This is a genomic window from Halosolutus sp. YCN4, assembly GCF_059736495.1.
This window is the reverse complement of the sequence record NZ_JCASSM010000002.1, coordinates 224389-249381: the sequence shown is the minus strand read 5'-3', so window position 1 is coordinate 249381 and position 24993 is coordinate 224389. Positions and strand designations below refer to the sequence as shown.

General features: G+C 66.5%; 21 protein-coding genes and 1 pseudogene. 9 read left to right on the top strand and 13 right to left on the bottom strand.

Annotated elements, in window-relative coordinates:
• Window positions 1-27: 27 nt before the first annotated feature.
• Complete coding sequence (locus tag AC6I6X_RS07375) at window positions 28-1710, bottom strand: acetate--CoA ligase (protein WP_497929877.1); 1683 nt, start codon at window positions 1708-1710, stop codon at window positions 28-30.
• Window positions 1711-1832: 122 nt separating this feature from the next.
• On the bottom strand, window positions 1833-2270 hold the full coding sequence (locus tag AC6I6X_RS07370; RefSeq protein WP_497929876.1) for a hypothetical protein: 438 nt from the start codon (window positions 2268-2270) through the stop codon (window positions 1833-1835).
• Window positions 2271-2504: 234 nt separating this feature from the next.
• Between AC6I6X_RS07370 and AC6I6X_RS07365 the strand changes: the two genes are divergently transcribed.
• Both AC6I6X_RS07365 and AC6I6X_RS07360 read left to right on the top strand, forming a co-directional pair.
• Window positions 2505-3683 carry an aspartate kinase gene (locus tag AC6I6X_RS07365; protein ID WP_497929875.1) on the top strand — a complete coding sequence of 393 codons (1179 nt, stop codon included), beginning with the start codon at window positions 2505-2507 and terminating at the stop codon, window positions 3681-3683.
• A gap of 114 nt (window positions 3684-3797) precedes the next feature.
• Window positions 3798-3956: a hypothetical protein gene (locus tag AC6I6X_RS07360; protein ID WP_497929874.1), complete on the top strand. Its 159-nt coding sequence runs from the start codon at window positions 3798-3800 to the stop codon at window positions 3954-3956.
• Window positions 3957-4019: 63 nt separating this feature from the next.
• On the opposite strand, the pseudogene AC6I6X_RS07355 reads toward AC6I6X_RS07360, so the two are convergent.
• A pseudogene (locus tag AC6I6X_RS07355) lies at window positions 4020-5574 on the bottom strand (lipopolysaccharide biosynthesis protein).
• Between the two features lie 164 nt (window positions 5575-5738).
• On the bottom strand, window positions 5739-7385 hold the full coding sequence (locus AC6I6X_RS07350; RefSeq protein WP_497929873.1) for a long-chain fatty acid--CoA ligase: 1647 nt from the start codon (window positions 7383-7385) through the stop codon (window positions 5739-5741).
• Window positions 7386-7588: 203 nt separating this feature from the next.
• On the opposite strand from AC6I6X_RS07350, the gene AC6I6X_RS07345 reads away from it, so the two are divergent.
• Entirely contained in the window at window positions 7589-8929 is a 1341-nt protein-coding gene (locus tag AC6I6X_RS07345; protein ID WP_497929872.1) for a tryptophanase, read from the top strand.
• 63 nt (window positions 8930-8992) lie between these two features.
• Here AC6I6X_RS07345 and AC6I6X_RS07340 read toward each other — a convergent pair whose 3' ends face one another.
• From AC6I6X_RS07340 to AC6I6X_RS07330, 3 genes are all read right to left on the bottom strand, one after another.
• Window positions 8993-9355 carry a hypothetical protein gene (locus tag AC6I6X_RS07340; RefSeq protein WP_497929871.1) on the bottom strand — a complete coding sequence of 121 codons (363 nt, stop codon included), beginning with the start codon at window positions 9353-9355 and terminating at the stop codon, window positions 8993-8995.
• 66 nt (window positions 9356-9421) lie between these two features.
• On the bottom strand, window positions 9422-9853 hold the full coding sequence (locus tag AC6I6X_RS07335) for a GNAT family N-acetyltransferase (RefSeq protein ID WP_497929870.1): 432 nt from the start codon (window positions 9851-9853) through the stop codon (window positions 9422-9424).
• Between the two features lie 8 nt (window positions 9854-9861).
• Window positions 9862-10335 (bottom strand): peroxiredoxin family protein, encoded by a 474-nt coding sequence (locus AC6I6X_RS07330; protein ID WP_497929869.1) that lies wholly within the window; start codon window positions 10333-10335, stop codon window positions 9862-9864.
• A gap of 320 nt (window positions 10336-10655) precedes the next feature.
• Here AC6I6X_RS07330 and AC6I6X_RS07325 point away from each other — a divergent pair, with 320 nt between their 5' ends.
• Window positions 10656-11300, top strand: a complete 645-nt coding sequence (locus AC6I6X_RS07325; RefSeq protein ID WP_497929868.1) for a helix-turn-helix domain-containing protein — start codon at window positions 10656-10658, stop codon at window positions 11298-11300.
• Between the two features lie 95 nt (window positions 11301-11395).
• Here AC6I6X_RS07325 and AC6I6X_RS07320 read toward each other — a convergent pair whose 3' ends face one another.
• Complete coding sequence (locus tag AC6I6X_RS07320) at window positions 11396-11752, bottom strand: hypothetical protein (RefSeq protein ID WP_497929867.1); 357 nt, start codon at window positions 11750-11752, stop codon at window positions 11396-11398.
• Window positions 11753-11778: 26 nt separating this feature from the next.
• On the bottom strand, window positions 11779-12927 hold the full coding sequence (locus AC6I6X_RS07315) for an aromatic ring-hydroxylating oxygenase subunit alpha (protein ID WP_497929866.1): 1149 nt from the start codon (window positions 12925-12927) through the stop codon (window positions 11779-11781).
• A 214-nt stretch (window positions 12928-13141) separates the two neighbouring features.
• On the opposite strand from AC6I6X_RS07315, the gene solA reads away from it, so the two are divergent.
• The 4 genes from solA to AC6I6X_RS07295 all read left to right on the top strand — a co-directional run bounded on the left by solA (window position 13142) and on the right by AC6I6X_RS07295 (window position 20067).
• A complete protein-coding gene (solA, locus tag AC6I6X_RS07310; protein WP_497929865.1) occupies window positions 13142-14290 on the top strand; it encodes an N-methyl-L-tryptophan oxidase in 1149 nt (382 codons plus the stop codon).
• A gap of 198 nt (window positions 14291-14488) precedes the next feature.
• Window positions 14489-17011, top strand: coding sequence for a GcvT family protein (locus AC6I6X_RS07305; protein WP_497929864.1), 2523 nt, complete (start codon window positions 14489-14491; stop codon window positions 17009-17011).
• A 4-nt stretch (window positions 17012-17015) separates the two neighbouring features.
• Window positions 17016-18248 carry a threonine ammonia-lyase gene (ilvA, locus tag AC6I6X_RS07300; protein ID WP_497929863.1) on the top strand — a complete coding sequence of 411 codons (1233 nt, stop codon included), beginning with the start codon at window positions 17016-17018 and terminating at the stop codon, window positions 18246-18248.
• Between the two features lie 199 nt (window positions 18249-18447).
• Window positions 18448-20067 carry a BCCT family transporter gene (locus AC6I6X_RS07295; RefSeq protein WP_497929862.1) on the top strand — a complete coding sequence of 540 codons (1620 nt, stop codon included), beginning with the start codon at window positions 18448-18450 and terminating at the stop codon, window positions 20065-20067.
• A gap of 194 nt (window positions 20068-20261) precedes the next feature.
• Here the strand turns inward: AC6I6X_RS07295 and AC6I6X_RS07290 are convergent, their stop codons facing one another.
• The 4 genes from AC6I6X_RS07290 to AC6I6X_RS07275 form a co-directional block, all read right to left on the bottom strand.
• Complete coding sequence (locus AC6I6X_RS07290; protein ID WP_497929861.1) at window positions 20262-20621, bottom strand: nuclear transport factor 2 family protein; 360 nt, start codon at window positions 20619-20621, stop codon at window positions 20262-20264.
• A gap of 113 nt (window positions 20622-20734) precedes the next feature.
• Window positions 20735-21979, bottom strand: coding sequence for a serine hydroxymethyltransferase (gene glyA, locus AC6I6X_RS07285; protein WP_497929860.1), 1245 nt, complete (start codon window positions 21977-21979; stop codon window positions 20735-20737).
• Window positions 21980-22057: 78 nt separating this feature from the next.
• A complete protein-coding gene (gene samp2, locus AC6I6X_RS07280; protein ID WP_497929859.1) occupies window positions 22058-22279 on the bottom strand; it encodes a ubiquitin-like small modifier protein SAMP2 in 222 nt (73 codons plus the stop codon).
• A 367-nt stretch (window positions 22280-22646) separates the two neighbouring features.
• The gene (locus AC6I6X_RS07275; RefSeq protein WP_497929858.1) at window positions 22647-23726 is read right to left on the bottom strand and encodes a bactofilin family protein; all 1080 of its coding nucleotides are present in this window, start codon (window positions 23724-23726) and stop codon (window positions 22647-22649) included.
• Between the two features lie 189 nt (window positions 23727-23915).
• Here AC6I6X_RS07275 and AC6I6X_RS07270 point away from each other — a divergent pair, with 189 nt between their 5' ends.
• Window positions 23916-24905 carry a replication factor C small subunit gene (locus AC6I6X_RS07270; RefSeq protein WP_497929857.1) on the top strand — a complete coding sequence of 330 codons (990 nt, stop codon included), beginning with the start codon at window positions 23916-23918 and terminating at the stop codon, window positions 24903-24905.
• Window positions 24906-24993: the final 88 nt, after the last annotated feature.

The window sequence follows — 24993 nt, the reverse complement described above, 5'->3', positions numbered from 1 at the left end:
CGGACCGGATCCGGTTCCGACGCGCGGTCAGTCGGCCTCGACCTCTTCTTCGGCCTCGTCCTGGAGTTCCGTCCGGCGGATCTTCCCGGTGACCGTCTTCGGGAGTTCGTCGCGGAACTCGATCTCGCGGGGGTACTCGTGGGCCGACAGTTCGTCGCGGACGTGGGTTCTGATCTCCTCTTTGAGGTCTTCGGAGGGCGTCGCGGCCTCGCTGGGGACCACGTACGCTTTCACGATGTTCCCGCGCTCCCGGTGGGGTTTCGGCACGACGGCGGCCTCGGCGACGGCCTCGTGCTCGCCGAGCGAACTCTCGACCTCGAAGGGCCCGATCCGGTACCCCGAGGAGATGATGACGTCGTCGGCCCGGCCCTCGAACCAGAAGTAGCCGTCTTCGTCGACGTTCGCGAGGTCACCCGAGAGGTACCATTGTCCGTCCGGGCCGTCGACGAAACACGACTCGGTCTGTGCGGGCTTCTCCCAGTACTCCGCGAAGAAACAGGGATAGTCCCCGCGCTGAGCGATCTCGCCCGTCTCGCCGGGATCGAGCACCTCGCCGGTCTCGGGGTCGACGACGGCGGCCTCGATGCCGGGTAGCGGCTTGCCCATCGACCCCGGCCGCACCTCCATCGTCGGGTAGTTGTTGATGATCATGTTCCCCGTCTCGGTCTGGCCGTAGGTGTCGTGGATCGTCACGCCCAGCGTCTCCTCGCCCCACTCGACGACGCCGGCCGAGAGGGGTTCCCCGATCGACAGCGCGTGACGCAGATCCAGGGAGACGCCCTCGAGGACGTCCTCGTGCTCGCGGAGCATGCGGTAGGCCGTCGGGACGGAGAACAGCACGGTGATCGGGAACCGATCGAGGAGGTCGGCCCACTCCGCGGGGTCGAACTCGCCCTCGTAGGTGAACAGCGCGGTCCCCCAGAACCACGCGCCCAACGTGTTGATCGGGCCGGTCAGCCAGCCGAGGTCGCCGGTCGACCAGTACAGGTCGCCCTCCTGGAGGTCGACGGCGTACCTCTGGGTGGCGGCGACGCCGGTGACCCACCGGTGCTTGTGGAGGACGCCTTTCGCCAGTCCGGTCGTTCCGCTGGTGTAGTACAGCAGAGCGTCGTCCTCGCCGCCGGTGTCGGCCGGTTCGTACTCGCGACTCGCGGTTTCCGTCTCGCCGTGGTAACTGACGTCTCCGCGCCGGATGCCCGTTCCGTCGTCGCTGACGACGATCACGTGTTCGACGGACGGGGCGTCCTCGAGCGCGTCCGCGACGGTGTCGCGGTTCTCGGCCGTGGTGACGATCGCTTTCGCGTCGCAGTCGTCCAGGCGATAGGCGATGCCGTCGGGGCCGAACCGTTCGTTGACCCCGCCGAAGACGGCCCCACGCTTGAGCGTCCCCACCAGTGCGACGTAGTGTTCCGGGATCCGCGGCATGTACGAGAAGACGCGATCGCCCGCCTCGATCCCGAGGCTCTCGAGGACGTTCGCGAACCGGTTCGTCCGTTCGGCCAGTTCCCAGAACGTCAGCGTCGTCAGCTCGCCGTCCTCGCTCACCTGGTAGAGCGCCACCTTCTCCCTGTTCTCGGCGTGCCGATCGCAGACCTCGTGTGCGATGTTGATCCGGTCCGGTGCGTCCCAGTCCGCCGCGTTGTAGATGTCCTTCCACGAGAACCCCTCGCGGATCTGCTCGTAGTCGGGCATGTTGTGTTCCGACGGCATACATCGCGGGAGGCACCGTTGCCGGCAATAATTGCTTCGGTTATTCTCGGTTCCCTGGACGTGACAAAAATAACGTCAGCCGTCCGGTCCGTATCGACGGCGTTCGGGGTGGACGAGGCTCCTCAGGGATCGAGACGGAACCGGACCGTCTGCGACCCGTTGAACTGGGGGCCGTTCCCCCGTCTCTCGAAGCCCAGTTCTTCGGCCGCCGACTCGATCGGTTCGGTCCCGGGTGTGACCAGCACCTCGACGGCCATCGACTCCTGCTCGGCGAACCGGACCGGTTCGGCCAGCAGCCGCTTGCAGGCCTCGCTCGTGCCGTCGAGCTGGGTAACGTGGACGGTGTCCTCCCGCGCGTCGAAACTGATGAACCCGAGGAGATCCTCCGGATCCGAGCCGTCGTACTGGGAGTCGCCGACGTCGGCGTTCGGGTCGCGCGGGCCATCCTCGGCGACGCGAACCGTCCGATCGTGAACCAGGTTGCGCATGACGTCCGTCGGAGAGTTCGCGATCGACGCCAGCGCGTCGGCATCGGCCTCGAGTGCGTCCCGTACGTTCATTTACGTGTGGCAATGCTACCCACGAACATAAATCCCGCCCGCGGTTCACGACGGCCGAACAGTCACGAGGTCCGATCGATCCCGCTCGAGGAGGGCGATTCGCCGATCGGGTTCCGGCGAAAGACCGGTAAAAATGCGGGCAATGGGACACAGTTATCTGCTCGCTCTGGTTACGCACTGCCACATGAGCCACGCCACCGGTACGCGAACGAACCGCGATCGCGAGGTGCCAGTATGCGCGTTGTAGCCAAGTTCGGCGGGACGAGTCTCGGGAGCGGCGATCGGATCAACCGCGCGGCGGATTCGATCGCGGCCGCCGTCGAGGACGGCCACGAGATCGCCGTCGTCGCGAGCGCGATGGGATCGACCACCGACGAACTGCTCGAGGAGATCACCTTCGAGACCGACGAGGCCGATCGGGCCCAGATCGTCAGCATGGGCGAACGGACCTCGGTCCGGATGCTCAAAGCCGCGCTGTCGGCCCGGGACATCGACGCGACCTTCCTGGAGCCCGGCAGCGACGACTGGCCGGTCGTCACCGACGAGTACGGCGAAGTAAACGTCGAGGAGACCCAGCGACGCGCCGGCGAGGTAGCCGCGGAGCTCGACGAGACGGTTCCGGTCATCACCGGCTTCCTCGCGGAGGGCCCGGACGGCTCGATTACGACGCTGGGCCGCGGCGGCAGCGACACGACCGCAGTCATGATGGGCAAGTACATGGACGCCGACGAGGTCGTCATCGTCACCGACGTCGAAGGCGTGATGACCGGCGATCCGAACGTCGTCGAGGGTGCCCGCAACGTCGGCGAGATTTCGGTCGACGAACTCCGGAACCTCTCGTTCCGCGGGGCCGAGGTCGTCGCGCCCTCCGCATTGTCGTACAAGGACGGCAACCTCGACGTCCGCGTCGTCCACTACCAGCACGGCGACCTCCTCTCCGGCGGGACCAGCATCGAGGGTGAGTTCCAGAACCTCGTCGACCTGCGCGAACGGCCGCTGGCCTGTCTCACCGTCGCCGGCCGGGCGATCCGCAACCAGCCCGGCGTCTTCTACCACCTCTCGGAGGCCCTCTCAGAGAGCGACGTCAACATCGACGCCGTCGCGAGCGGCCTCGACACCGTCACGTTCTACATCGACGAGGAGGAGGCCGAACGCGCCGAGAACATCCTCCACCGCGAGGTCATCGCGCGCGACGAACTTTCGAGCGTCACCGTCGACGAACCGATGGCCGTCGTCCGCGTGACCGGCGGCGAACTCCCCAACCAGCCCGGTGTCATCAGCGACATCGTCAACCCGCTGGCCGAGGCCCGTATCAACGTCCAGGACATCATCACCAGCGCGACCAGCGTCGCCATCTTCGTCGACTGGGACGATCGGGAGGAGACCCTCGAGTTGACCCAGGACCTGTTCTAGTCCCCCCTGTGGACCTGTTCTAGACCCTCCTATTTATCACACGGACGGCGCGTTCGATCGCCGCTGAGATATCAGTACGCCAACTTTTTCACGCCTTGCGAGGTATCCTCGTTTATGGACCTTCGTGACTCGCTTACCGAACTGGGAGCGATACTCGACGGGGAGGAGATGACCGGCAGACAGGCGGCGATCATCGTCACCGTCTGGATGGGGGCTGTCGTCGCCTTTGGAGTGATCTCGTACCTGGTCGTGTTCGTGCTGATGGGCTTTTGACGCGATCGACGGGGCCTACACGACGTGTTTTCCTGCGCCCGACTCCAAAACGGTCCCGTTCGCCTATTCCGATCGAGTGGCCGTGTGTAGCGTCTCGGTCAGGTCGGTCCGATACCGATCGACGAGTTCGCGAACGACGAGTCGATCGCGAGGGTCGATACCGAGCACGTGGAGCGTCAGGATGTAGCTGCCCAACCCGGCGACAGTACCGAGTACGGGGGCGAGCCCACTCGAAACGCTGACGCGGATCGTCCACATGACGAGCAGCGTGACGCCGCCGGCCACGATCGGCGTGAGGAACGTTCGATCGAACGGCCACAGGCCCTCGAACCGTCGGAGGAGGAGCACCTGGATTCCGTTCTGAATGGCGATCGCGAACGACGTGCCGAGCGCGGCACCGACGAGGCCGAACTGTACGATGAACAGGTACGTCAGCACGACGTTGAGGGCGGCGAGGAGCCAGTCGAGGAGCATTCGAGCGTACTGATGGTCGGTCATCATCAAGAGCCACCCGGTCGCCCCCACGGCACTGCCGACGAACACGCCGCCGAGATACACGATTAGCGGAACGTACCCCTGCGTGTACGTTGGGCCGAACAGCGCGAGGAGTTCCCGCCCGTACACGAGGAGGACGGCGAGGACGGGGACGAGCGTGGTGACGATCAGCCGCGTGACGGACGTGTAGATCTCGTTGAGCACCTCGACTCGCTCGTCGGCGTACAGCTCCGATGCGACCGGCGGTAGCAATTGGTTGAACGACTGCAGTGGAATCCACGCGATCGCTATCAGCACGAGGAGAGCGTTGTACACGCCGGCCGAAACCGTCGTCAGCAACGCTCCCACCAGAAGCACGTCGACGCGGTTCTGGAACACTTTTCCGAGACTACTCATCGCGACGGGAGCCGCATGATCGTAGAATCGGCCAAGCTCGCTTCGAGCCTCGCGCAGGGACGGCACGATCCCCGTCACTCGCGCCGCGATCGGGACGGCGAGCGCAGCGAGGACGCCGGTGCCGATGACGATCGCGCCGGCGACTCCGACGACCGAGTATCCGAGGGCGAGTGCCGCCGTCGCACAGACGAGCCGAACCCCCAGGCGGAGCAGCTTGTTGAACACGACCTCGCCGCGGGCGGAGCCGACTGCCCGGAAGCTTCCGGAGACGATCGTGACGACGCCGAGCAACACCACGAGGAATCCGAACCCGCGCATCGTCGGCACGAACGACGGCTGGTCGACGGTGACCTCGTTGATCCACGGGGCCAATCGCCAGACGCTGACGGCTAACACGACGCCGAATCCGACCGTCGTCGTGTACGCTAACCCGACGACGACTGACTGGCGCGTCGGCGTTTCCGTCGTACGCGGGGACGTATCGCTGAAGGACCGGCACGCTCCCGAAGGTCACGATTCGGACGAGTAGCTGTGCGATCCGCCATGCCATCGCGTACACGCCGTACGCCATCGGACCGAGCCCTCGTGCGAGGACGACCTCGACGGCTGTGGTCAATGCTCGTTGTCCGGAGATGCCTCCGGACGTGACGACGGCACCGTGAGCGATAGTCAGGAGGGCTGCTCGCTCCTCGTCCGGAATCGTTTCTTCATCGCCTCGACTCACTATCGTACCCGTACCACTCTCTCTGACGGTGAAAAGTCAATCGTTCCGGGGTGTGTCGCGTCGGTTCCTGCTTCGTACCGAATACGACGAGAGAGCAACGATTCGTGCGATCCGATCGCCGGAAAGCGGGAGAAGACTCCGTGTGCGATACGCGCAGTAGGCCCGACTTACTCGGCGTCCGGGTCCGGGGCGTCGTCGAGTAGCGACTCGATATCGTGTTGTTCGCGGAGCGTCTTCTTGTCGAACTTGCCCGTGGCGGTCTTTGGCACCTCGTCGATGTGGACGACCGAGTCCGGCGTCCACCACTTGGGATAGTCCTCCAGGAGGAACTCGTTGAGTTCCTCGAGGAAGGCGTCCTCGTCGATCGCGGCGTCGTCGGTCGGGACGACGAACGCGACGGGTCGTTCCTGCCACTTCTCGTGGGGTGCGCCGACGACGGTCGCCTCGCTGACGTCGTCGTGGGCCATGATGGCGTTCTCGAGTTCCTGAGAGGAGATCCACTCGCCGCCGCTCTTGATCACGTCTTTGGCGCGGTCGACGATCTTGATGTAGCCGTCCTCGTCGACGGTGACGACGTCGCCGGTCTTGAGCCACGACCCCTCGAAGTCCGCCTCGTTGGCGTCCGGCCGCTTGAAGTAGGAGTCCGTTACCCACGGGCCGCGGACGTAGAGTTCGCCGAAGTCCTCGCCGTTCCAGGGGACCTCGTTCCCGTCGTCGTCGACGACCTTGAACTCGAGGCCGGGAACGACCAGGCCCTGTTTGGCCTGCTTCTTGTACCGTTCTTCTTTCGGGATGTCCTGGAGATCGGCCTTGAGGTGGGCGACCGTCCCGATCGGGGACATCTCGGTCATGCCCCAGGCGTGGACGACCTCGACGCCGAGGTCGTCGTACTGGCGGATCAGGCTCTCCGGCGCGGCGGCGCCGCCGATGACGATGCGATCGAGGCTCGAGAGGTCGGCGTCGTGCTCGTCGAGGTACTCGAGGACGCCCAGCCAGACGGTCGGGACGCCGGCGGTCATCGTGACGCCTTCCTCCTCGATCAACTGGACAAGGTCGGCGGGGTCGGGCGACGGGCCGGGGTAGACGTGTTTCGCGCCGGCGGCCGTCGTGGAGAACGGCAGCCCCCACGCGTTGACGTGGAACATCGGGACGACGGGCATGACGACGTCGTCCTCCTCGATGCCGAGCCCCTGCGGGGTCAGGGTGGCCATCGTGTGCGCCCAGAGCATCTTCTGGGTGTACTCGACGCCTTTCGGCTTGCCCGTCGTTCCGGAGGTGTAACACATCCCGGCGGGGTTCTCCTCGTCGAGTTCGGGCCAGTCGTACTCCTCGTCCTGCGCGCCGACGAACGACTCGTAGTCGGTGACGGGTTCGAGGCTCGTCTCCGGGACGTCCGAGCCCATGACGACGAACTGTTCGACGGTCTCGAAGGCGTCCTCGTCGTAGGCCGCCTCGAACGGTTCGAGCAGCGACTGGTCGACGAACAGCACCTTGTCCTCGGCGTTCTGGACGATGTACTGGACGTGCTCCGGCGGGAGCAGCGGGTTGATCGTGTGGAGTTGGCCGCCGATGTTCGGGGCCGCGAAGTAGACCTCGGCGTGGCGGTGGTGGTTCCAGCAGAACGTCCCGACGCGATCGCCGTCCTCGATCCCCGCCTCCTCGAGGGCGTTCGCGAGCTGTCGCGTTCGATCGGCGTACTCGCTGTAGGTGTTGCGGACGATCCCCTCGTGGGTACGCGAGACGACCTCCTGCTGGGGGTGGAGGCGCTCGGCGCGCCAGAGGAACGGCTTCAGTGTCTGATCGTATCCTGCCATAATTTCTTACCAGTGGTTGCTTGCGAACCGACTGTAATAATAGTAGGTGTCGGACCGCCGCTGGCCATCGGTTTCCACGTCTGGGATCGAGTGCGCCGATCCGCGACCGGAGCGGCGAATCGGTCCGTTGACGTCCGCTTCCGGTACACTGATCGCCACCCACGTTCACTCGAATTGAACTACCTGGCCGTTCGACTGGTCGTATGGTCGCCTATCGGACGAAGATGGTCGAACGGATCAGGCTCCCGTCACGGGAGCGACGTGAACGGACGCTCGCAGAGGCCGGCTACAACGTCTTCAACGTTCCCGCCGCGGAGGTGTACGTCGATCTGCTGACCGACAGCGGGACCGGCGCGATGAGCGACGAGCAGTGGGCCGCCCTCGTCCGGGCCGACGAGGCCTACGCCGGTTCCGAGAGCTTCGATCGGCTCGAGTCGGCCGTCGCGGACGTAATGGGATTCGAACACGTCGTCCCGGCTCACCAGGGCCGGGGCGCGGAGAACGTCCTCTACGGGACGTTGCTCTCGGCCGGCGACGTCGTCCCCAACAACACCCACTTCGACACCACCCGCGCTCACGTCGCGAACCAGGACGCCGACCCGATCGACTGTCCGGTCGACGGGGCGTACGACTTCGATTCCGACGCCGCCTTCGGGGGGAACCTCTCGCTCGATCGGGCCCGGACGGTCGTCGACGAGGTCGGCCCGGAGCGGGTACCGATGGTCATCCAGACGATCACGAACAACTCGGCGGCGGGCCAGCCGGTCAGCGTCGAGAACACCCGTCGCGTCCGGGCGTTCGCGGACGAGATCGACGCCGCGTTCGTGATCGACGCCTGCCGGTTCGCGGAGAACGCCTACTTCGTCAAGCGGCGCGAAGACGAGTTCGCGGACGCCTCGATCGCCGAGATCGCCCGCGAACAGCTCTCCTACGCCGACGCCGTCGTGATGAGCGGCAAGAAAGACGGGCTGGTCAACGCCGGCGGGTTCGTCGCGACCGACGACCCCGACCTCTTCGAGCGGTGCAAACAGCGAGCGATCCTCTACGAGGGGTTCCCGACCTACGGCGGGATGGCCGGGCGCGACGTCGCGGCGATGGCCGTCGGGCTGCGCGAAGCCGTCGAAGAGGCGTACGTCGCCGATCGGGTCGAACAGGTTCGCGAGTTCGGCTCGCTACTCGACGCGGTCGGCGTTCCGGTCGCGGCCGGCGGCCACGCGGTGTATCTCGACGCCGGGGCCGCCCTCACGCACCTCGATCCCGACGTCTTCCCCGGGCAGGCGCTCGTCTGCGAACTTTACCGCGAGGGTGGCGTCCGTGGCGTCGAACTGGGAAGCTTCGCGTTCCCGGAGACCGATCGCCCCGAACTCGTCCGGCTGGCGGTGCCCCGCCGGACCTACCACCGGGAACACTTCGATCACGTGGTCGAGACGGTCGAGAGCGTCCTCGAGACCGGGTCGGCGATCGACGGCCTGCGGCTCGCGTCCGAGCCGTCGATCCCCGAACTCCGCCACTTCACCGCCGACCTCGAACCGGTCCAGACGTAGCGTCGGAGCCGATTCGGCGGTCGCGTGAGCCGGTACCGCCGCCTTCTCGACCGGTGTTTGTCGTTATCGGCTGGCGATGACGTCCCGAGCGCGATCGGCGAGCGTCGGCTCCGGGGCCGGTTCGGACGCGCCGCCGAGGCGGTCTCTCGCCATCGATCGCAGTCCCGTCGACTGGTCGGTCGACCCGCCGGCGAGCCAGTCGGGAAGCTGGGACTCCAGTTCGGCCTGTTTCTCCGCCTTGATCCGGCTGTACTGTCGCAAGAGCAGTCCGACGCCGAGGAACAGGCCGGCGTCGACCAGTTCCCGACGGAACCGCTCCGAGTCGTTCCTGACCGCGATCGCCTTCACGAGCGAGATAACGCCGATCGCGAGGTAGAGTTTCGAACTCCGCGAGGGGTCGCCGCTGAGCATCCGTTGTAGCGCCATGCGAGCCGACGTACCACGTTCTCTCTGATAAAAGTCGCTGGCGCTCGGACCGGTAATCGGAGCGTACTACGCCCGTTCGGTCGCCTCCGCAATCCCCCGGTGGCGCCGCTCGTCGATCGGTTCGATCGCGAACCCGACCCGCTCGTAGAACGGTCGGACGCCGTCGTCGAACCGCGCCGTCAGTCGGCCCTCGCGTTCGAGCGCCCGCTCGATCAGCGCGCGCCCGATCCCGCGACCCCGGTGGCGACGTCGGACACCGATCGCGGCGACGTGGCCGCCCCGATCGCGGGGTTCGAGGACGAGCGTACCCAGGATCCGCTCGTCGGCGCGGGATCCGCCGCCGTCGCGGCCGGCGCTCGCGGTCCCGCGTCGATCGCCAGCGACGAGAACGTCTCCTGCCGCGGTCCGGGTCTCGACGTCCCCGGGTTCGAGCATCGCCGCGTCGAGGATGCGCCGAACCTCGAGGACGTCGTCGGGGGTTGCAGTACGGACGAACATCGCACTCCTCACGATCGTTGGTCGACGTCGCCCAACAGGGTGTCGATCCGGGGCCGATCCCAGATCGACTCGCCGCGATGCGTCGCGAGAACGGCGACGTCGCCGGGGGACCGGACGCGCTGGCCGAACGCTTCGCCCGCCTCGGCGGCCGGATCGGCACAGATCGGGTACGGGAGGTCGTAACGCGCCTGCCACTCGCGGACGCGGCGGCGCGGTTCCGGGACGACCGAGACGATCTGGGTTTCCCGTTCGCGGAACTCGTCGTACCGATCGGCGACGGCCCGGACCTGACGGCGGCAGTTCCCGGCGTGATGGTCCCGGTGAAGCAGGACGACGATGGCCTCGTGCGCTGGCTCGGGGACCTCGACCGTCGTCGGATCCCGGGGTGCGACGGGCGCGGTCAGGTCGACGAGCGAGAGCGGATCGGGCCCCGGGCCGACGTTCGGGAGCCGAAGTCCAGCCTCCGTGGGACGCGTCTCCATACCCGAACTGACGACGGCCATCCCGAAAATGACCGGGCTTTCATCGCCGTGGTTCGATCGACGCGTCGGATTCCCGCGCCGAGTTCGGCGGCACCGCGGCGGCCCGTCCGCCTCCTCGCCGGTCGCCGCGCCCGTGACCGGTACCGGTTATCGTCTCCCCCGACGCGCTGGAAGTAATGGTTAAGCATGGGTGTGTGCTATCTCTCCACAAGATGGGCTACGAGCACGGTCGTACTCGACACCGATTCGCCGATCCCACCGGATTCGCTATCTCTGATCGAGGGACGGAACGAACGCAACTCGAACGGGGGTGAGATCCGATGAGCCTGACCGTGATCGCCGACATCGCACATCCGGACCTCGCGTTGACGCCGACGATTCGGGAGCGGCCGGACGCATCCATCGAAGTCGTCCCCCACTCGACGACGGATCCGGAGACGGGCCTGTTTTTCTTCCTCGTCGAGGGGACGGACGAGACGTTCGACGAGGCGCTCGACCGGGACCACACGGTCGCGAACTGGACGCTCGTCGAGGACCTCGGATCGACGCGCGTCTACCGCATGGAACACACCGACGAGACGAAACTCATCTCGCCGACGACGAGCGAACTCGGCGGGTTGATGCTGAAAGCGGAGAGCAACGATCGCGGCTGGACCGTTCGGCTTCACCTCCCCGATCGGGACGCGGTCGCCACGCTGTGGGAGTTCTGCGAGGAGACGGACATCTCCTTCGAACTGCACCGGATGTTCCGTCAGGACGAGTGGTCGAACGGACTGACGCCGAAACTGACCGACGAACAGCAGGTCGCGCTGGTGAGCGCCTACGAGGACGGATACTTCGAGGAGCCCCGCGAAACCTCGCTCGAGGAACTCGCCGACCAGCTCGGCATCTCGCCGACGGCCGTCGGCGGTCGCATCCGTCGCGGCACGGGCAAACTCGTCGAAACGACGTTGCTCGAGGAGTAGCGCCGACGGGTACTCCCGCGGCCCGAACCCGCCGGTCGACCCGCTCGCCGACGAAGTGAGATGGGAAATCGAACAGCGTCGATCACAATTACCGCTCACACGGCGGCGAGGTGATCGTCGCGAGGCTCGTAGAGCGCACCGGTCATCCGCACCTCGCGGATCGCATCGAGCGTCTCGCCGACGGTTGTCCCCTGCTCGCTCGTCGCAGCGACGACGATCCCGACGGGAACGCCGTCCTCGTACTGCGCCTCGAGGGCGTCGACGAGCGCCAGAACGTCGTCGGTCGCCGGCACGTCGAACCCGAGGTCGGCGCGTGCTACTTCGACGTCGTGGCCCGTGTGGCGCCGGTGGCGGCGGTAGAAGTCGACGATCTCGTTTGCCTCCGCGACGTCGCTCGTGACCGCACAGTCCGGACACGCGACGGCGAAGGGAGTCTGCTGTTGGTGACTCATGTGTGGGTGTCGTGGCTCGTGGTCGGTTACGCACCGTACGTGTCGTACGCCTCCTGGGCGAGGAGGTGGAGTCTGTGCACCGTGTGCTCGTTCGGGCCGAGCTGGGCCTGAGCGATCGCGCCGGATTCGAGCCCGCGCTGCTGGCGCTCGACCAGTTCGAAGTCCTCCTCCTGAAGCTGCCTGCTCGTCCGAACGAACTCCTCTTCCTCGTCGCTGAGTTCGGACTCTCTGAAGTAGTAGTCCGCGACGAGCTGGAACCGCCCCTCGTCGATCGGGTCGATGATGTAGGTGCCGTAGCCGTCGGCGGTGCCGTACATGTTGACCGCGAAGTTCGGCCAGAAGTAGTGGAACTGGGCCTCGTGCTCGTCGTGGATGCGCATCTCGTCGTCGACGTCCTCCTTGTGCTTGTAGTGGAGGACCCAGTGGTAGTCGTTGACCTCGAGTTCTGATTCGAGCAGTTCGAGGTTCTGGACCCAGTCCTGGTGGTTGGCCTGGCAGTGATCGCACTCCGAGTAGTTGCCGCCGAAGACCTTCCAGTTGCACTCGACTTCCGAGACGATCCGCCGGGCGAGCTGGTACTCCTCGAGCGGGAGCGACTCGAGTGCGGCCTCGAGCCGTCCGGCCTGTTCCGACAGGGGCATCGGATCGTCGGCGAAGTTGACGAAGACGAACGGCCCGATGCGATCGCTGTGGACCTCCATGAGGGAGTTCTCCTCGGCGTCTAGCCCGGGGACGTCCTCGTCGTCGAGGTCCGGATTCAGCGGTGCCTCCTCGAAACTCCGGGGCGTGCTCGCGAGGTCGCCGTCCAGGTCGTACGTCCAGAGGTGGTACGGACACTGGATTCGGCTCGCGTTGCCCGGATCGGTCATCGGCGTCTCCTCGACCATCGCCGACCCGCGGTGGGCACAGACGTTGTAAAATGCCTGGACGTCACCGGTATGATTCCGAACGACGATGATCTCTCGATCGCCGATGGTCCGGGTGAAGTAATCTCCGGCGTCCGGGATGCAGTTCGCGTGGCCGGCGTACACCCAGTACTGGCCGAACACGGCGTCTTTCTCCATCTCGTGAACGTCCGGATCGGTGAAGTACCGCGCCGGCAGCGCGTTCGTCTCGTCGGTGATGTCGGGGCTCACTCGCTCGACCTCGTCGAGCCCGTTGTTCCATCTGGTCATGCTCTGTGCCATGCCATGCCGTACCGTTCAATAAGGGTTGATCGCAGATGGTTCGGACGTATAAGTGCCGGCGGACGGACTCGTCCGGGCGGCGCGCGCAGTCGACCTCGAGAGCGGCGTTCGACACTGCCCCGCGATCGCCGACCGGCCTGAAAAAGGTGTGACGTGAGACAGCCGAACGCTATTGACCGCGTTCGACGAACGAGACTGCAGCATGCCGACGACAGCAGAGCGGTACGACGTCATCGTCATCGGCGTCGGCGGGATGGGGAGCGCGACGACGTCCCATCTCGCCGCCCGCGGGTACGACGTGCTGGGACTCGAGCGATACGACGTTCCCCACACGATGGGGTCGTCTCACGGAATCACGCGGATCATCCGCCGAGCCTACTACGAACACCCGTCGTACATCCCGCTGATCGAGCGGGCGTACGAACTCTGGGACGACCTCGCGGACGAGACCGGCCGGCCGGTGATCCACCGCACCGGCTCGATCGACGCCGGTCCCGAGGGTAACGTGGTCTTCGAGGGCTCGCTGCGCTCGTGCCGGGAGTACGACATCCCGCACGAGGTCCTCACGAGCGAGGAGGTGAGCGAGCGCTTCCCCGGCTACCGACTTCCGGACGGACACCGGGCGCTGTACCAGCCCGACGGCGGGTTCGTCGTCCCCGAGCAGTCGATCGTCGGCCACGTCGAGGCGGCGCAGGCCGCCGGTGCCGACGTCCACGCCCGAGAGCGGGTCGACGACTGGGAGGAGACGGCGGACGGCGGGGTTCGCGTCGAGACCGATCGCGGCACGTACGAGGCCGCGAGCCTGGTGCTCGCCGCCGGCGCGTGGAACTACAAGTTCGCGGACGCGCTCGACGGACTCGCAGTCCCCGAACGACAGGTGCTGGGCTGGTTCCAGCCGGACCAGCCGTCGACGTTCGAACCCGACAACTTCCCCGTCTGGAACCTCAAAGTTCCCGAAGGACGGTTCTACGGGCTCCCGATCTACGACGTTCCCGGGTTCAAGATCGGCAAGTATCACCACCGCGACGAGCAGGTCGATCCGGACGAGTACAACACCGAGCCCGAACCCGAGGACGAACGCCTGCTCCGGGAGGTTACGTCGAACTACTTCCCCGGCGCGAACGGCCCGACGATGCGGCTGGCGACCTGCATGTTCACGAACTCTCCCGACGAGCACTTCATCCTCGATACGCTCCCCGACCACCCGCAGGTAGCCGTCGGCGCGGGCTTTTCGGGTCACGGCTTCAAGTTCGCCAGCGTCATCGGCGAAATCCTCGCCGACCTCGCGGTCGACGGCGACACGGACCACCCGATCGACATGTTCCGACTCGATCGGTTCGACGAGGAGTAGTGTCCCCGTCGAACGTCCACCGGAGGGGTAGCGTGCCACCGAGCGGCCGACCCGTTCGCGGCGCGTCGGCCGCTGATCGATCGATGTCGGTGCCGTCGTCGCCTCTCGTCGCCCCGCCCTCAGTCCCGACCGTTGTTATACCTCACAGATTATCCACCCGGATAGCTATGTCCAGTCGTCTGGCAGTAGCTATGACACATGAGTACAGGGACCACACTTCCCGACACCGCGGGGACCGTCATCGTCGGCGCCGGCTGCGTCGGCTGTAGCGCCGCCTACCACCTGACCCGTCTCGGTCGCGAGGACGTCGTCGTCGTCGACCAGGGACCCCTGTTCGAGACCGGCGGCTCCACCTCGCACGCGCCCGGGCTGGTGTTCCAGACGGCCGGGAACAGGCTGATGACCCGAATGGCATCGTACACGCGCGAGCTGTACGAGGAACTCCGGAGCTTCCGGACGTGTGGCGGTATCGAGGTCGCGTACACCGAGGATCGCTGGGACTACCTCAAACGAAAGCGCGAGCGCGGTCGGGCCCACGGTATCGAGGACGGCGAACTCCTCTCCCCCGGCGAGGTTGCCGATCGCGTCCCGCAGATCGACGAGACGGTCATCCACGGCGGCTACTACGTCCCGACGGACGGCAAGGCCCACGCCGTCGACGCCTCGGCGACGATGGCCGAGCGCGCTCGCTCGGCGGGCGCCGAGTTCTACGGCGAGACGACCGTGACCGACCTCGAGACGAGCGACGGCGAGATCGAGGCGGTCGTCACCGATCGCGGACGCATCGCGGCGGACGAGGTCCTCGTCGCGACGAACATCTGGGGGCCGCTGTTCGGCGAGATGGTCGACGTCGACATCCCGCTCGTTCCCTGCGCGCACCAGTATCTCGTCTCCGACGGTCTCGATGCGCTTCGGGGCGCGAGCCGCGAGATCGAGCAGCCGCTGTTGCGCCACCAGGACCGATCGCTGTACTTCCGCCAGCACGGCGAGCGCTACGGCGTCGGCTCGTACAATCACGAGCCGCTGCTGGTCGATCCCGGTGACATCTACGGGCCGGAGAAACTCGAGGACCTGGGCCTCGAGTACCCGTCGCTGCGGGAGTTCACCGCGGAGCACTTCTACGAGAACACCCACCCGGATCACGACCAGACGGCCTACGACGCGGCCTGCGAACTCGTTCCCGACCTTCGGGACGCCGAGTTCGAGTCCGGAATCAACGGCATGTTCTGCTTTACTCCCGACGGGATGCCGATCCTCGGCCCGACCGAAGACGTCGACGGCCTCTGGTGGGCGCTGGCCATCTGGGTCACCCAGTCGGGCGGTGCCGGGAGCATCGTCGCCCACTGGATGGAAGACGGCGTCCCGCGACTCGACGGCGAGCGCGTCGACGCCACGCCGGCCCACCTCTCCCGGTTCCAGCCCCACGCCGGGTCTCGCGAGTACACCTGGGGTCGCGGCGCACAGCAGTACCAGGAAGTGTACCAACTGATTCACCCGCGCGAACAGCCCGAAGACCAGCGCGCGCTCCGCCGAAGCCCGTTCTACGAGCGCCAGGCCGAACTCGGCGCGGAGTTCTACGATTCCGGCGGCTGGGAGACCCCCCAGTGGTACGAGACCAACGAGTCCCTGCTCGAGGAGTACGACGTCCCCGACAGGCCGGAGTGGCTCGATCGGAACTGGTCGAAGGCCCAGGGCGTCGAACATCGGGCCGTCCGCGATCGGGTCGCGATGGTCGACATGACCACGTACACCGGCATCGAGGTGGCCGGCGACGGCGCGACCGGGTTCCTCCAGGGCCTCCTGACGAATGACGTCGACGTCTCTCCGGGTCGGATTCGCTACGCCGCGATGTGCAACGAGGACGGCGGCGTCCTCGCGGACGTGACGGTCGCCCGACTCGCAGCCGATCGGTACGTGCTGTTTACGGGCGGCGGCAACTCCGCGACGCTACACTCCCGGTGGGTCCGTGAGCACGCGCCCGACGACGGCTCCGTGACCGTGACGACACACGACTCGAGCCTCTGCGGCGTCGGCGTCTTCGGCCCGGACGCACGGAACGTCCTGTCGCCGCTCGTCGAGGCCGATCTCTCGAACGACGCGTTCCCGTTCTACACCGCACGGGAGACCTACCTCGAGAGCCTTCCCGTCACGATGCTTCGGCTCTCCTACGCCGGCGAACTGGGCTGGGAACTCTACGCGCCGATGGAGTACGGCGCGCAACTGTGGGAGGCGATCGAGGACGCCGGCGAGGAGTACGGCATCGTCCCGATGGGGTGGGCGGCCCTCGACTCGACGAGCATGGAGAAGGGGTTCCGGCTGTGGGGCACCGACGTCACTCCCGAGTACAACCCGTACGAGGCGGGGATCGGCTTCGCGGTCGACCTCGAGACCGACTTCGTCGGCAAGGACGCGCTCGTCGCGGCGCGTAACGAGGGCATCGACCGGAAGATCGCCCCGATCACGCTCGACGAACCCGGAGCGATCGTCGACGCGGGCCACCCGGTGCTCGATCCGGACACCGACGGCGGCGGGGTGCTCGGATACGTCGCTCGCGCGGACTACGGCTACACGATCGACGCGGGCATCGCCTACGCCTACCTCCCGGCCGACGACGCCGAGGCGGGCCGTGCAGTCGAGATTAGCTACGAGAACGAGCGCTACGACGCGACGGTCCGGGAGGGTCCGCTGTTCGATCCCGACCGCGAACGAATGCTCCGATGAGATCATGAACCAGGGGTTCGAGACGGTCGAATTCGACGATATCGAGGCCGCCCGCGATCGACTCGACGACGAGTCGGTCGTCAAGCACACGCCGGTCGAGCGAAGCACGTCCCTCGACGAACTCACCGGGGGTGAGGTTCACCTCAAGATGGAACACCTGCAGTGGACGGGCTCGTTCAAGACCCGCGGCGCGTACAACAAGATCGCGCAGTGTACCGACGACGGGACCGAACAGGTCGTCGCGGCCAGCGCCGGCAACCACGCACAGGGCGTCGCCCTCGCGGCGACGAAACTCGGCGTCGGCTCGACGATCGTCATGCCGAAGGGGGCGCCCCAGGCGAAAGTCGACGCGACTCGAAGCTACGGTGCCGACGTCGAACTCGTCGGCAGCGACTTCCGGGACGCAATGGGCCACGCGCGCGGACTCGTCGACGACGACGCGACGACGTTCGTCCACGCGTACGACGACCCGGCGATCGTCGCCGGCCAGGGAACGCTCGGCCTCGAAATGTACGAGGACCTGCCGGCGGTGGATACGATCGTCGTCCCGATCGGCGGCGGCGGACTCATCTCCGGGATCGCGACTGCCTTCGCGGAACTGTCGCCGGAGACGCGCGTCGTCGGCGTCCAGGCCGCGGGGGCGGCGACCGTTCCCGAGAGCCTCCAGAAGGGCGACCCGGTCTCCCTCGAGTCGGTGACGACGATCGCCGACGGCATCGCTACGGGCGGGATCTCCCGGTTGACGCTCTCGCTCATCGAGGAGCACGTCGACGAGGTGGTGACGGTGACCGACGGCGAGATCGCCCGCGCAATCTTGTTGCTACTCGAGCGAGCGAAACAGGTCGTCGAAGGTGCGGGCGCGGCATCCGTCGCGGCGGTCATCAGCGAGGAACTCGACGTCGCGGGTGAGACGGTGATGCCGCTGCTGTGTGGTGGCAACCTCGATATGACGATGCTCCAGACGGTGCTCGTCCACGCGCTGAGCGATCGGGAGCAACTGTTGCGACTGCGCGTTCGGATCGACGACCGGCCGGGGAAGATGGAGGAGATTTCGGGGCTCATCGCCGATCACAACGCCAACATTCAGACCGTCCGCCACGATCGATCGGCGCCGGAACTTGACGTCGGCGAGGCTCACCTGCTCTTCCAGATCGAGACGAGCGGTGCGGGGCAGTCACGAGCGATCATTCGATCGATACGCGACCACGGGTACGAGGTCAGACACGTCAACGCGTAACGCTACCGTGAGCGCGAGCCCTCTCTCGTCGGCCCACTTAAAAGCGTTGCTGATAATTAAGATGAACACTGATACGGGGGCTTGTCAACATATGCCATGTCGTCCCGTGGCATAAATGGCCGTCGTATGGCGGGTGGATGCGCCGATGGACCGGTAGTCGCTCGAGTCTCGGGGCAACGACGCGACACGGTGACCAACAATGGATGACTCAACCACACGCAATACGGCAAGCGAGTTCTTCGACGAACTCGACACCGTCGTCTTCGGGGTCGGGTTCGTCATCGCGGCCGCCGCGGTACTCGCGTTCGTTCTCAGACCGGAGACCGCGTCGGGTTACATGAACAGTGTGAACGATTTCCTGTGGACGGCACTCGGGTGGTGGTACCTGATCGCGATGTTCGCTCTCGTCGCGTTCGTCGGGTTCCTGATATTCGGCCCCTGGGGGAACATCAAACTCGGGGGCGACGACGAGGAACCCGAGTTTACGTTTCTCGCGTACTTCGCGATGCTGTATTCGGCGGGGATCGCCGCCGGGATCGTGTTCTGGGGTCCCGCCGAAGCCATCTTCCACTACGACGCCGTTTCGCCGTTCGTCGGGGCGGAGTCGCAGACGCCGGAGGCCGCCGTCGGCGCGATCCAGTACACGTTCTTCCACTGGGGCATCTCCGCGTGGACCGCCTACGTGGTCATGGCGCTGCCGATCGCGTACTACGCCTACAACCACGACGCGCCGCTGCGGATCTCGACGGTGATCGCCCCCTGGATCGGACTCGACAATCTCGACAGCCCGATCGCGAAACTCGTGGACGTGCTCGCGGTGTTCGCGACGATCGGCGGCGTCGCGACGACGCTCGGGTTGGTGGGGAACCAGTTCCTCGTCGGCGTCGAGTGGACGACCGGCGCGAGCGTCGGTGACGCCGGTACCGTGCTGGTGATCACCGGACTCACCGTCGCGTTCACCGTCTCGGTCGCACTCGGGGTCCGAAAGGGAATCCGTCGGCTCTCGTACTTCAACATGGCGCTGTTCGCCGTGATGACCGTCGCGACGTTCCTCCTCGGACCCACGACGTACATCATGTCCGTCGGGACCGAGGCCCTCGGGGCGTACCTCAACCAGTTCGTCACGATGAGCTTCTACACCGGCGCTGCGGAAGGAGTCGGTGGTGGCGTCGGCGCGTGGGTCGGCGGCTGGACGGTCTTCTACTGGGCGTGGTGGTTTTCGTGGACTCCCTTCGTCGGACTGTTCATCGCCCGGATCTCGCGCGGCCGGACGGTACGACAGGTCGCCGTCACGGGCGTGGTCGCGTCGACCGGCGTGACGATCCCCTGGTTCGCCACCATGGGCGGAACGGCGATTTTCCTGCAGGAGACCGGCCGGGCGGATATCCTCACCGTCGTCGGCGAACTGGGCGAGGCCGGGTCCGGCTACCCGCTGTTCGAAGCGCTACCGCTCGGCGGGCTACTGACGGTGCTGTTCCTCGTGCTCGTGACCACGTTCCTCGTCACGTCGGCCGACTCCTCGACGCTGGCACTCGGGATGCTCACCACCGGCGGCGTCGAGAGTCCCTCGACGATCAACCGCGTCATCTGGGGGTTCCTCATCGGCGCGCTCGCGTCGCTGCTGATGGTCACCGGCGGCGTCGACGCCCTCCAGGCGGCCGCGATCATCACCGGCGGGCCGTTCTCGGCCATCGCCCTGATCGCCATCGCGTCGATGGGATTCTCGTTCGGGACCGAACGCCCGCTGTTCCTCCAGGAGGAGGACGGCGTCGAGGTCCCCGGTTCCGGCGACGTCGTCAGCACGCAGGACGACGACTGAATACTGGTCGACTGTTCGTCGCCGTCCGTTCATCGCTGATCTGGCATCCGTCGCCGTCCATCCGACGCTGACCGTCCGGTCACTATCCATTGCTGGCCATCCGAGCGGCGAACGCATCGACGGCCGGTCGGGTCCCGTCACCGGAAGCGGGAAAACGAACGACGCGGCAGGCTATCGACGCGTTCGACGGCCCCTCACTCCTTCGGACTGAGTTTCCCGGCGAACGTCTGGAAAGCGATCGTCTCGTCCGGGATGTGGAACGTATCGGTTGCGAACTCGTAGACGTTCTCCGGGGTTTCGGCGGTCCAGATGATGTAGCCGAACTCGCCTTCGACGAGTTGCTCCTCCATGGTGATCGACGCGTCCGGATCGTCGAACTCGTCGAAGAGGTTCGTGAACAGCCCCTCGATCTCCTCGAGTCCGCGGAACGTCCCCATGTTGGTGACGACGGTCGATTCGTTCGTGTAATCCTCCATGACCGCCTCGAGGTCCTGGTTCTCGAAGGCCTCGAGGTGGTGGTCCAGTACGTCTTCTCTCGTCGTGGTCGTGGACATGTGTACCTCCCGCCGGGGCCGAGGCCGGCGAGTCTCTCTGAGATTCAACACGATTAGTAATAACGATTCGGTCGGTTCGTCGCGCCGGTGAGCGGCCCGACGGACGCCGGAGACTACTCGTAGACGGGGAACGACTCGCACAGGTCGTCGACCGCTCCGGAAACCCGTTCGAGCGTCGCGTCGTCGTCGGGTGCCTCGAGGACGTCGGCGACGAGGTGGGCGACCGCTTCGATCTCCTCGGCACCGAACCCGCGCGTCGTCAGTGCGGGCGTCCCGATCCGGATCCCGCTGGTGACGAACGGCGATCGCGTCTCGCCCGGGACCGTGTTCTTGTTGACGACGATGCCGACGGTCGACAGCGCAGCCTCGGCGTCCGCCCCGGTGAGGTCGGGGTGCGAATCGCGCAGATCCGCGAGGACGAGGTGTTTGTCCGTCCCGCCGGAGACCAGCGAAACCCCACGATCCTGGAGGACCTCCGCGAGCACCGCCGCGTTCGCGACGGTTCGCTCGGCGTACTCCTCGAACGCCGGGGTCGTCGCCTCCGCGAAGCCGACGGCCTTGCCGGCGACGTTGTGCATCAGCGGACCGCCCTGACTCCCGGGGAAGACGGCGCTGTCGACGTCGTCCGCGTACGCCTCCTCGCACATGATGATCCCGCCGCGACCGGCCCGGATCGTCTTGTGCGTGCTCCCGGTGACGAACGCCGCGTGCTCGATCGGACTCGAGTGGACGCCCGCCGCGACGAGGCCGGTGATGTGGGCGATGTCGGCGAGGTGGTGTGCGTCGACCTCGGCGGCGATCCCGCCGATGCGCTCCCAGTCGAACTCGCGGGGGTACGCCGAGGAACCGCTGACGATCAGGTCGGGATCGACCTCGTGGGCCTGTTCGGCCAGCGCGTCGTAATCGATGTACCCGGTCTCGGGGTCGACCTCGTACTGGTCAACCTCGTACAACTGGCCGGAGAAGTTGACGTAGTGGCCGTGACTGAGGTGGCCGCCGTGGGTCAGGTCCAGCGAGAGGATCCGGTCACCCGGTTCGAGGGCGGCGAAGTAGACGCCCATGTTCGCCTGGGTGCCGGAGTGGGGCTGGACGTTGACGTGGTCCGCTCCCCACAGGTCTCTGGCTCGCTCGATCGCCAGCCGTTCGACGTCGTCGACGTGTTCGCAACCGCCGTAGTAGCGCGCGCCGGGGTAGCCTTCGGCGTACTTGTTCGTCAACGCCGTTCCCTGGGCCGCCAGCACGGCCTCGGAAACGTGGTTCTCCGAGGCAATCATTCCGAGCGTCGACTCCTGGCGCTCGCGTTCCCGCTCGACGGCGTCGGCGATCGCCGGATCGGTCTCTTTGAGATGGTCTATCATATCATGCTCATCGAGAAATCCGGCTAAGTATCTTGATCGCAGGTGATCGACCCGTTCAAGAGTCCGGCCGCGAACTCCTCACCCGCCCTTTATGAGGCGCAAGACGGTGACGTGGTCGCTCTCGACCGGCTGATCCTCGGGGACGGGGCGGCCGTCGACGAGGACGCTCACCTCGTGGGGGCTGAGGTCAACCTCGCGGAGCAGGTCGGCGTAGATCGGCCCGCGATCGGCGTCGGTCGCCACCGCGTCGAGATCAAACTCGTGGGTGTCCTCGCCCTTGACGTCGACGGTGACGTGCATACCCGTCGTTACGAGTGAGTGGTCTTGAGGGCGTTGTTTGCGCGGTTCGGAGCGAACGAAGTGAGCGAGAACCGCGGTGCGAACGGGGAGTGAAACGACCCGTGAGCCGCGAAGGGGCCGAGAGACACGAATACGCGAACAGGGAACAGGTGTGACCTGTGAATGCGTGCGGTTCGGAGCGAACGAAGTGAGCGAGAACCGCAGTGCGAACGGGGAGTGAAACGACCCGTGAGCCGCGAATACGCGAACGGGGAGCGAATGCGAGACGCAACGCGCCTCGAACTGCGATCGACGACCGTCGGGAGCCGAGAGCAACGACCCGTGAGCCGCGAAGGGATCGAGAGCCGCGAATGCGATCGCCACCGCCCTACTCCGCCGCGGGACCCCCGGACTGGGCCGCCGTCGGGGTCTCGCGGGTCTGTCGGCGGCGCGCGTAGAGTCCGATCGAGAGCGCGCCGAGTCCGAGCAAGAGGATCACGAAGTTGATGAGATCGCCGAGAACGGGGATCAACCCGAGGATCGCGCCGCCGAGCAGGCCGACGACGAGCGCCAGCCAGCGGTTCTCGACGTCGACGGCGGCGAGGAGCCACGCGGCGACGGCGAACCGGCCGTAGACGACGCCGATCCACACCAGGAGCCCGAACAGCAGGCTGCCGACGATACTGACGGGGATCCCGACGATCGTGATCGCGATCGCGACCAGCAGGACGGGGACGCCGACGAGTACGCCGAGGCCCGCGAGGCCGGTCCTGACGGGATCGGTCGCGACCCGACGGGCGACGTCGGCGGAGAACCGGGGGAACAGCGCGAGCAGGACCGCGCCGAGCAGGAGGTTCATGACGAACGCGTAGGCCGCGAAGAGCCACTCGGTGATCGGCTGGAGCGTCGGTTCGATTCCGACCCCGATCCGCGAATCCTCGGTGATCGTGCCCGCGACCGCGTCGGTGTTCCCCTCGAGCGTGCCGCCGTACCGGAGATCGCCCTGGATCGCGGCGTTCTCGCCGAGTCGGATCGTCTCCGCGCCGATCGCGGCGTCACCCTCGATCGTGCCGTCGATATCGACCGTGCCGGCGCCGGCCTCGAGCGAACCGCCGATCGTCGCGCCCTCGGCGACGACGAGGTTCCCGCCCGCGCCGCTCACGTCGCCGTCGACGGTGCCGCTGATCTCGACGTTACCGGCCACGGCCTCGACGCTGCCGCCGACGTCCCCCTCGACGTGGACGTTCCCGGCGAAGGCGCTCACGTCGCCGGTGACGGTGCCGCGGACGATCACGTTCCCGGCGAAGGCCTCGATCTCGTCGACCGTCTCGCCCTCCTCGACGACGACCGTGCCGCCGGTTCGCTCGCTCGACTGGGCGACGGACACGATCGGCAGCGTTCCGAGGAGTACGACGACGAGGACGGCGACGACGAGCACCTGGGTCGACGAACGTGGCGTGCGATCCATACTGTTCGTACGATGTCCGCGACCAAAAAGTGTTACCTCGATTTCACGAAGGCGGACGTGTTCGGTGCGTGGCGAGAGAATCCACGACTCGGCCGTTTCCCGTGCCCTGGTCCGATCGGTCCGCGGCGATCGGCGCGTCGGAAACAGCCCTTCGGGCGATTTATCTGCGGGCCGGCCCTTGCGATCGGTATGAGCGAGGCCGACGCCGAGGCGGCGGAGCCGACACCCGGCAAGACCGAGGTCTGGATCGAGAAGTATCGGCCGGAACGGCTCGACGAGATCAAGGGCCACGAGAACATCGTTCCGCGACTCCAGCGGTACGTCGAGCAGGACGACCTGCCCCACCTCATGTTCGCGGGGCCGGCCGGAACGGGCAAGACGACCGCAGCGCAAGCGATCGCCCGCGAGGTCTACGACGACGACTGGCGCGAGAACTTCCTCGAACTCAACGCCTCCGACCAGCGCGGGATCGACGTCGTCCGCGATCGGATCAAGGACTTCGCGCGCTCCTCGTTCGGCGGCTACGACCACCGGATCATCTTCCTGGACGAGGCCGACGCGCTGACCAGCGACGCCCAGTCCGCGCTCCGCCGGACGATGGAGCAGTTCTCGAACAACACGCGCTTTATCCTCTCGTGTAACTACTCGAGCCAGATCATCGACCCCATCCAGTCGCGCTGTGCCGTCTTCCGCTTTACCGAACTCTCCGAGGAGGCGGTCGAGGCCCAGGTACGCGAAATCGCGGAAACCGAGGGAATCGAGGTGACCGACGACGGCGTCGACGCGCTCGTCTACGCGGCCGACGGCGACATGCGCAAGGCGATCAACGCCCTGCAGGCCGCCGCGGTGATGGGCGAGACCGTCGACGAGGAGACCGTCTTCGCGCTCACCTCGACCGCTCGCCCCGAAGAGGTCGAGGAGATGGTCGAGCACGCCATCGACGGCGACTTCACGGCCGCCCGCGCGGCGCTCGAGGATCTCCTGACCGATCGCGGCCTCGCCGGCGGGGACGTGATCGACCAGCTGCACCGCTCCGCGTGGGAGTTCGACGTACCCGAGCGGGCGACGGTGCGACTGCTCGAACGGCTCGGCGAGGTGGATTACCGCATTACGGAGGGCGCGAACGAGCGCCTGCAACTCGAGGCGCTACTCGCGTCGTTGGCGCTCGAAGACGAGTAACGGGCTCTTCTCGGGCCCCGATTGCCGCTTGCTCGGCGTTCGATCACCCATCGGTTCCTCTCCCCGCGATCGACCGTCGATCGGCGGG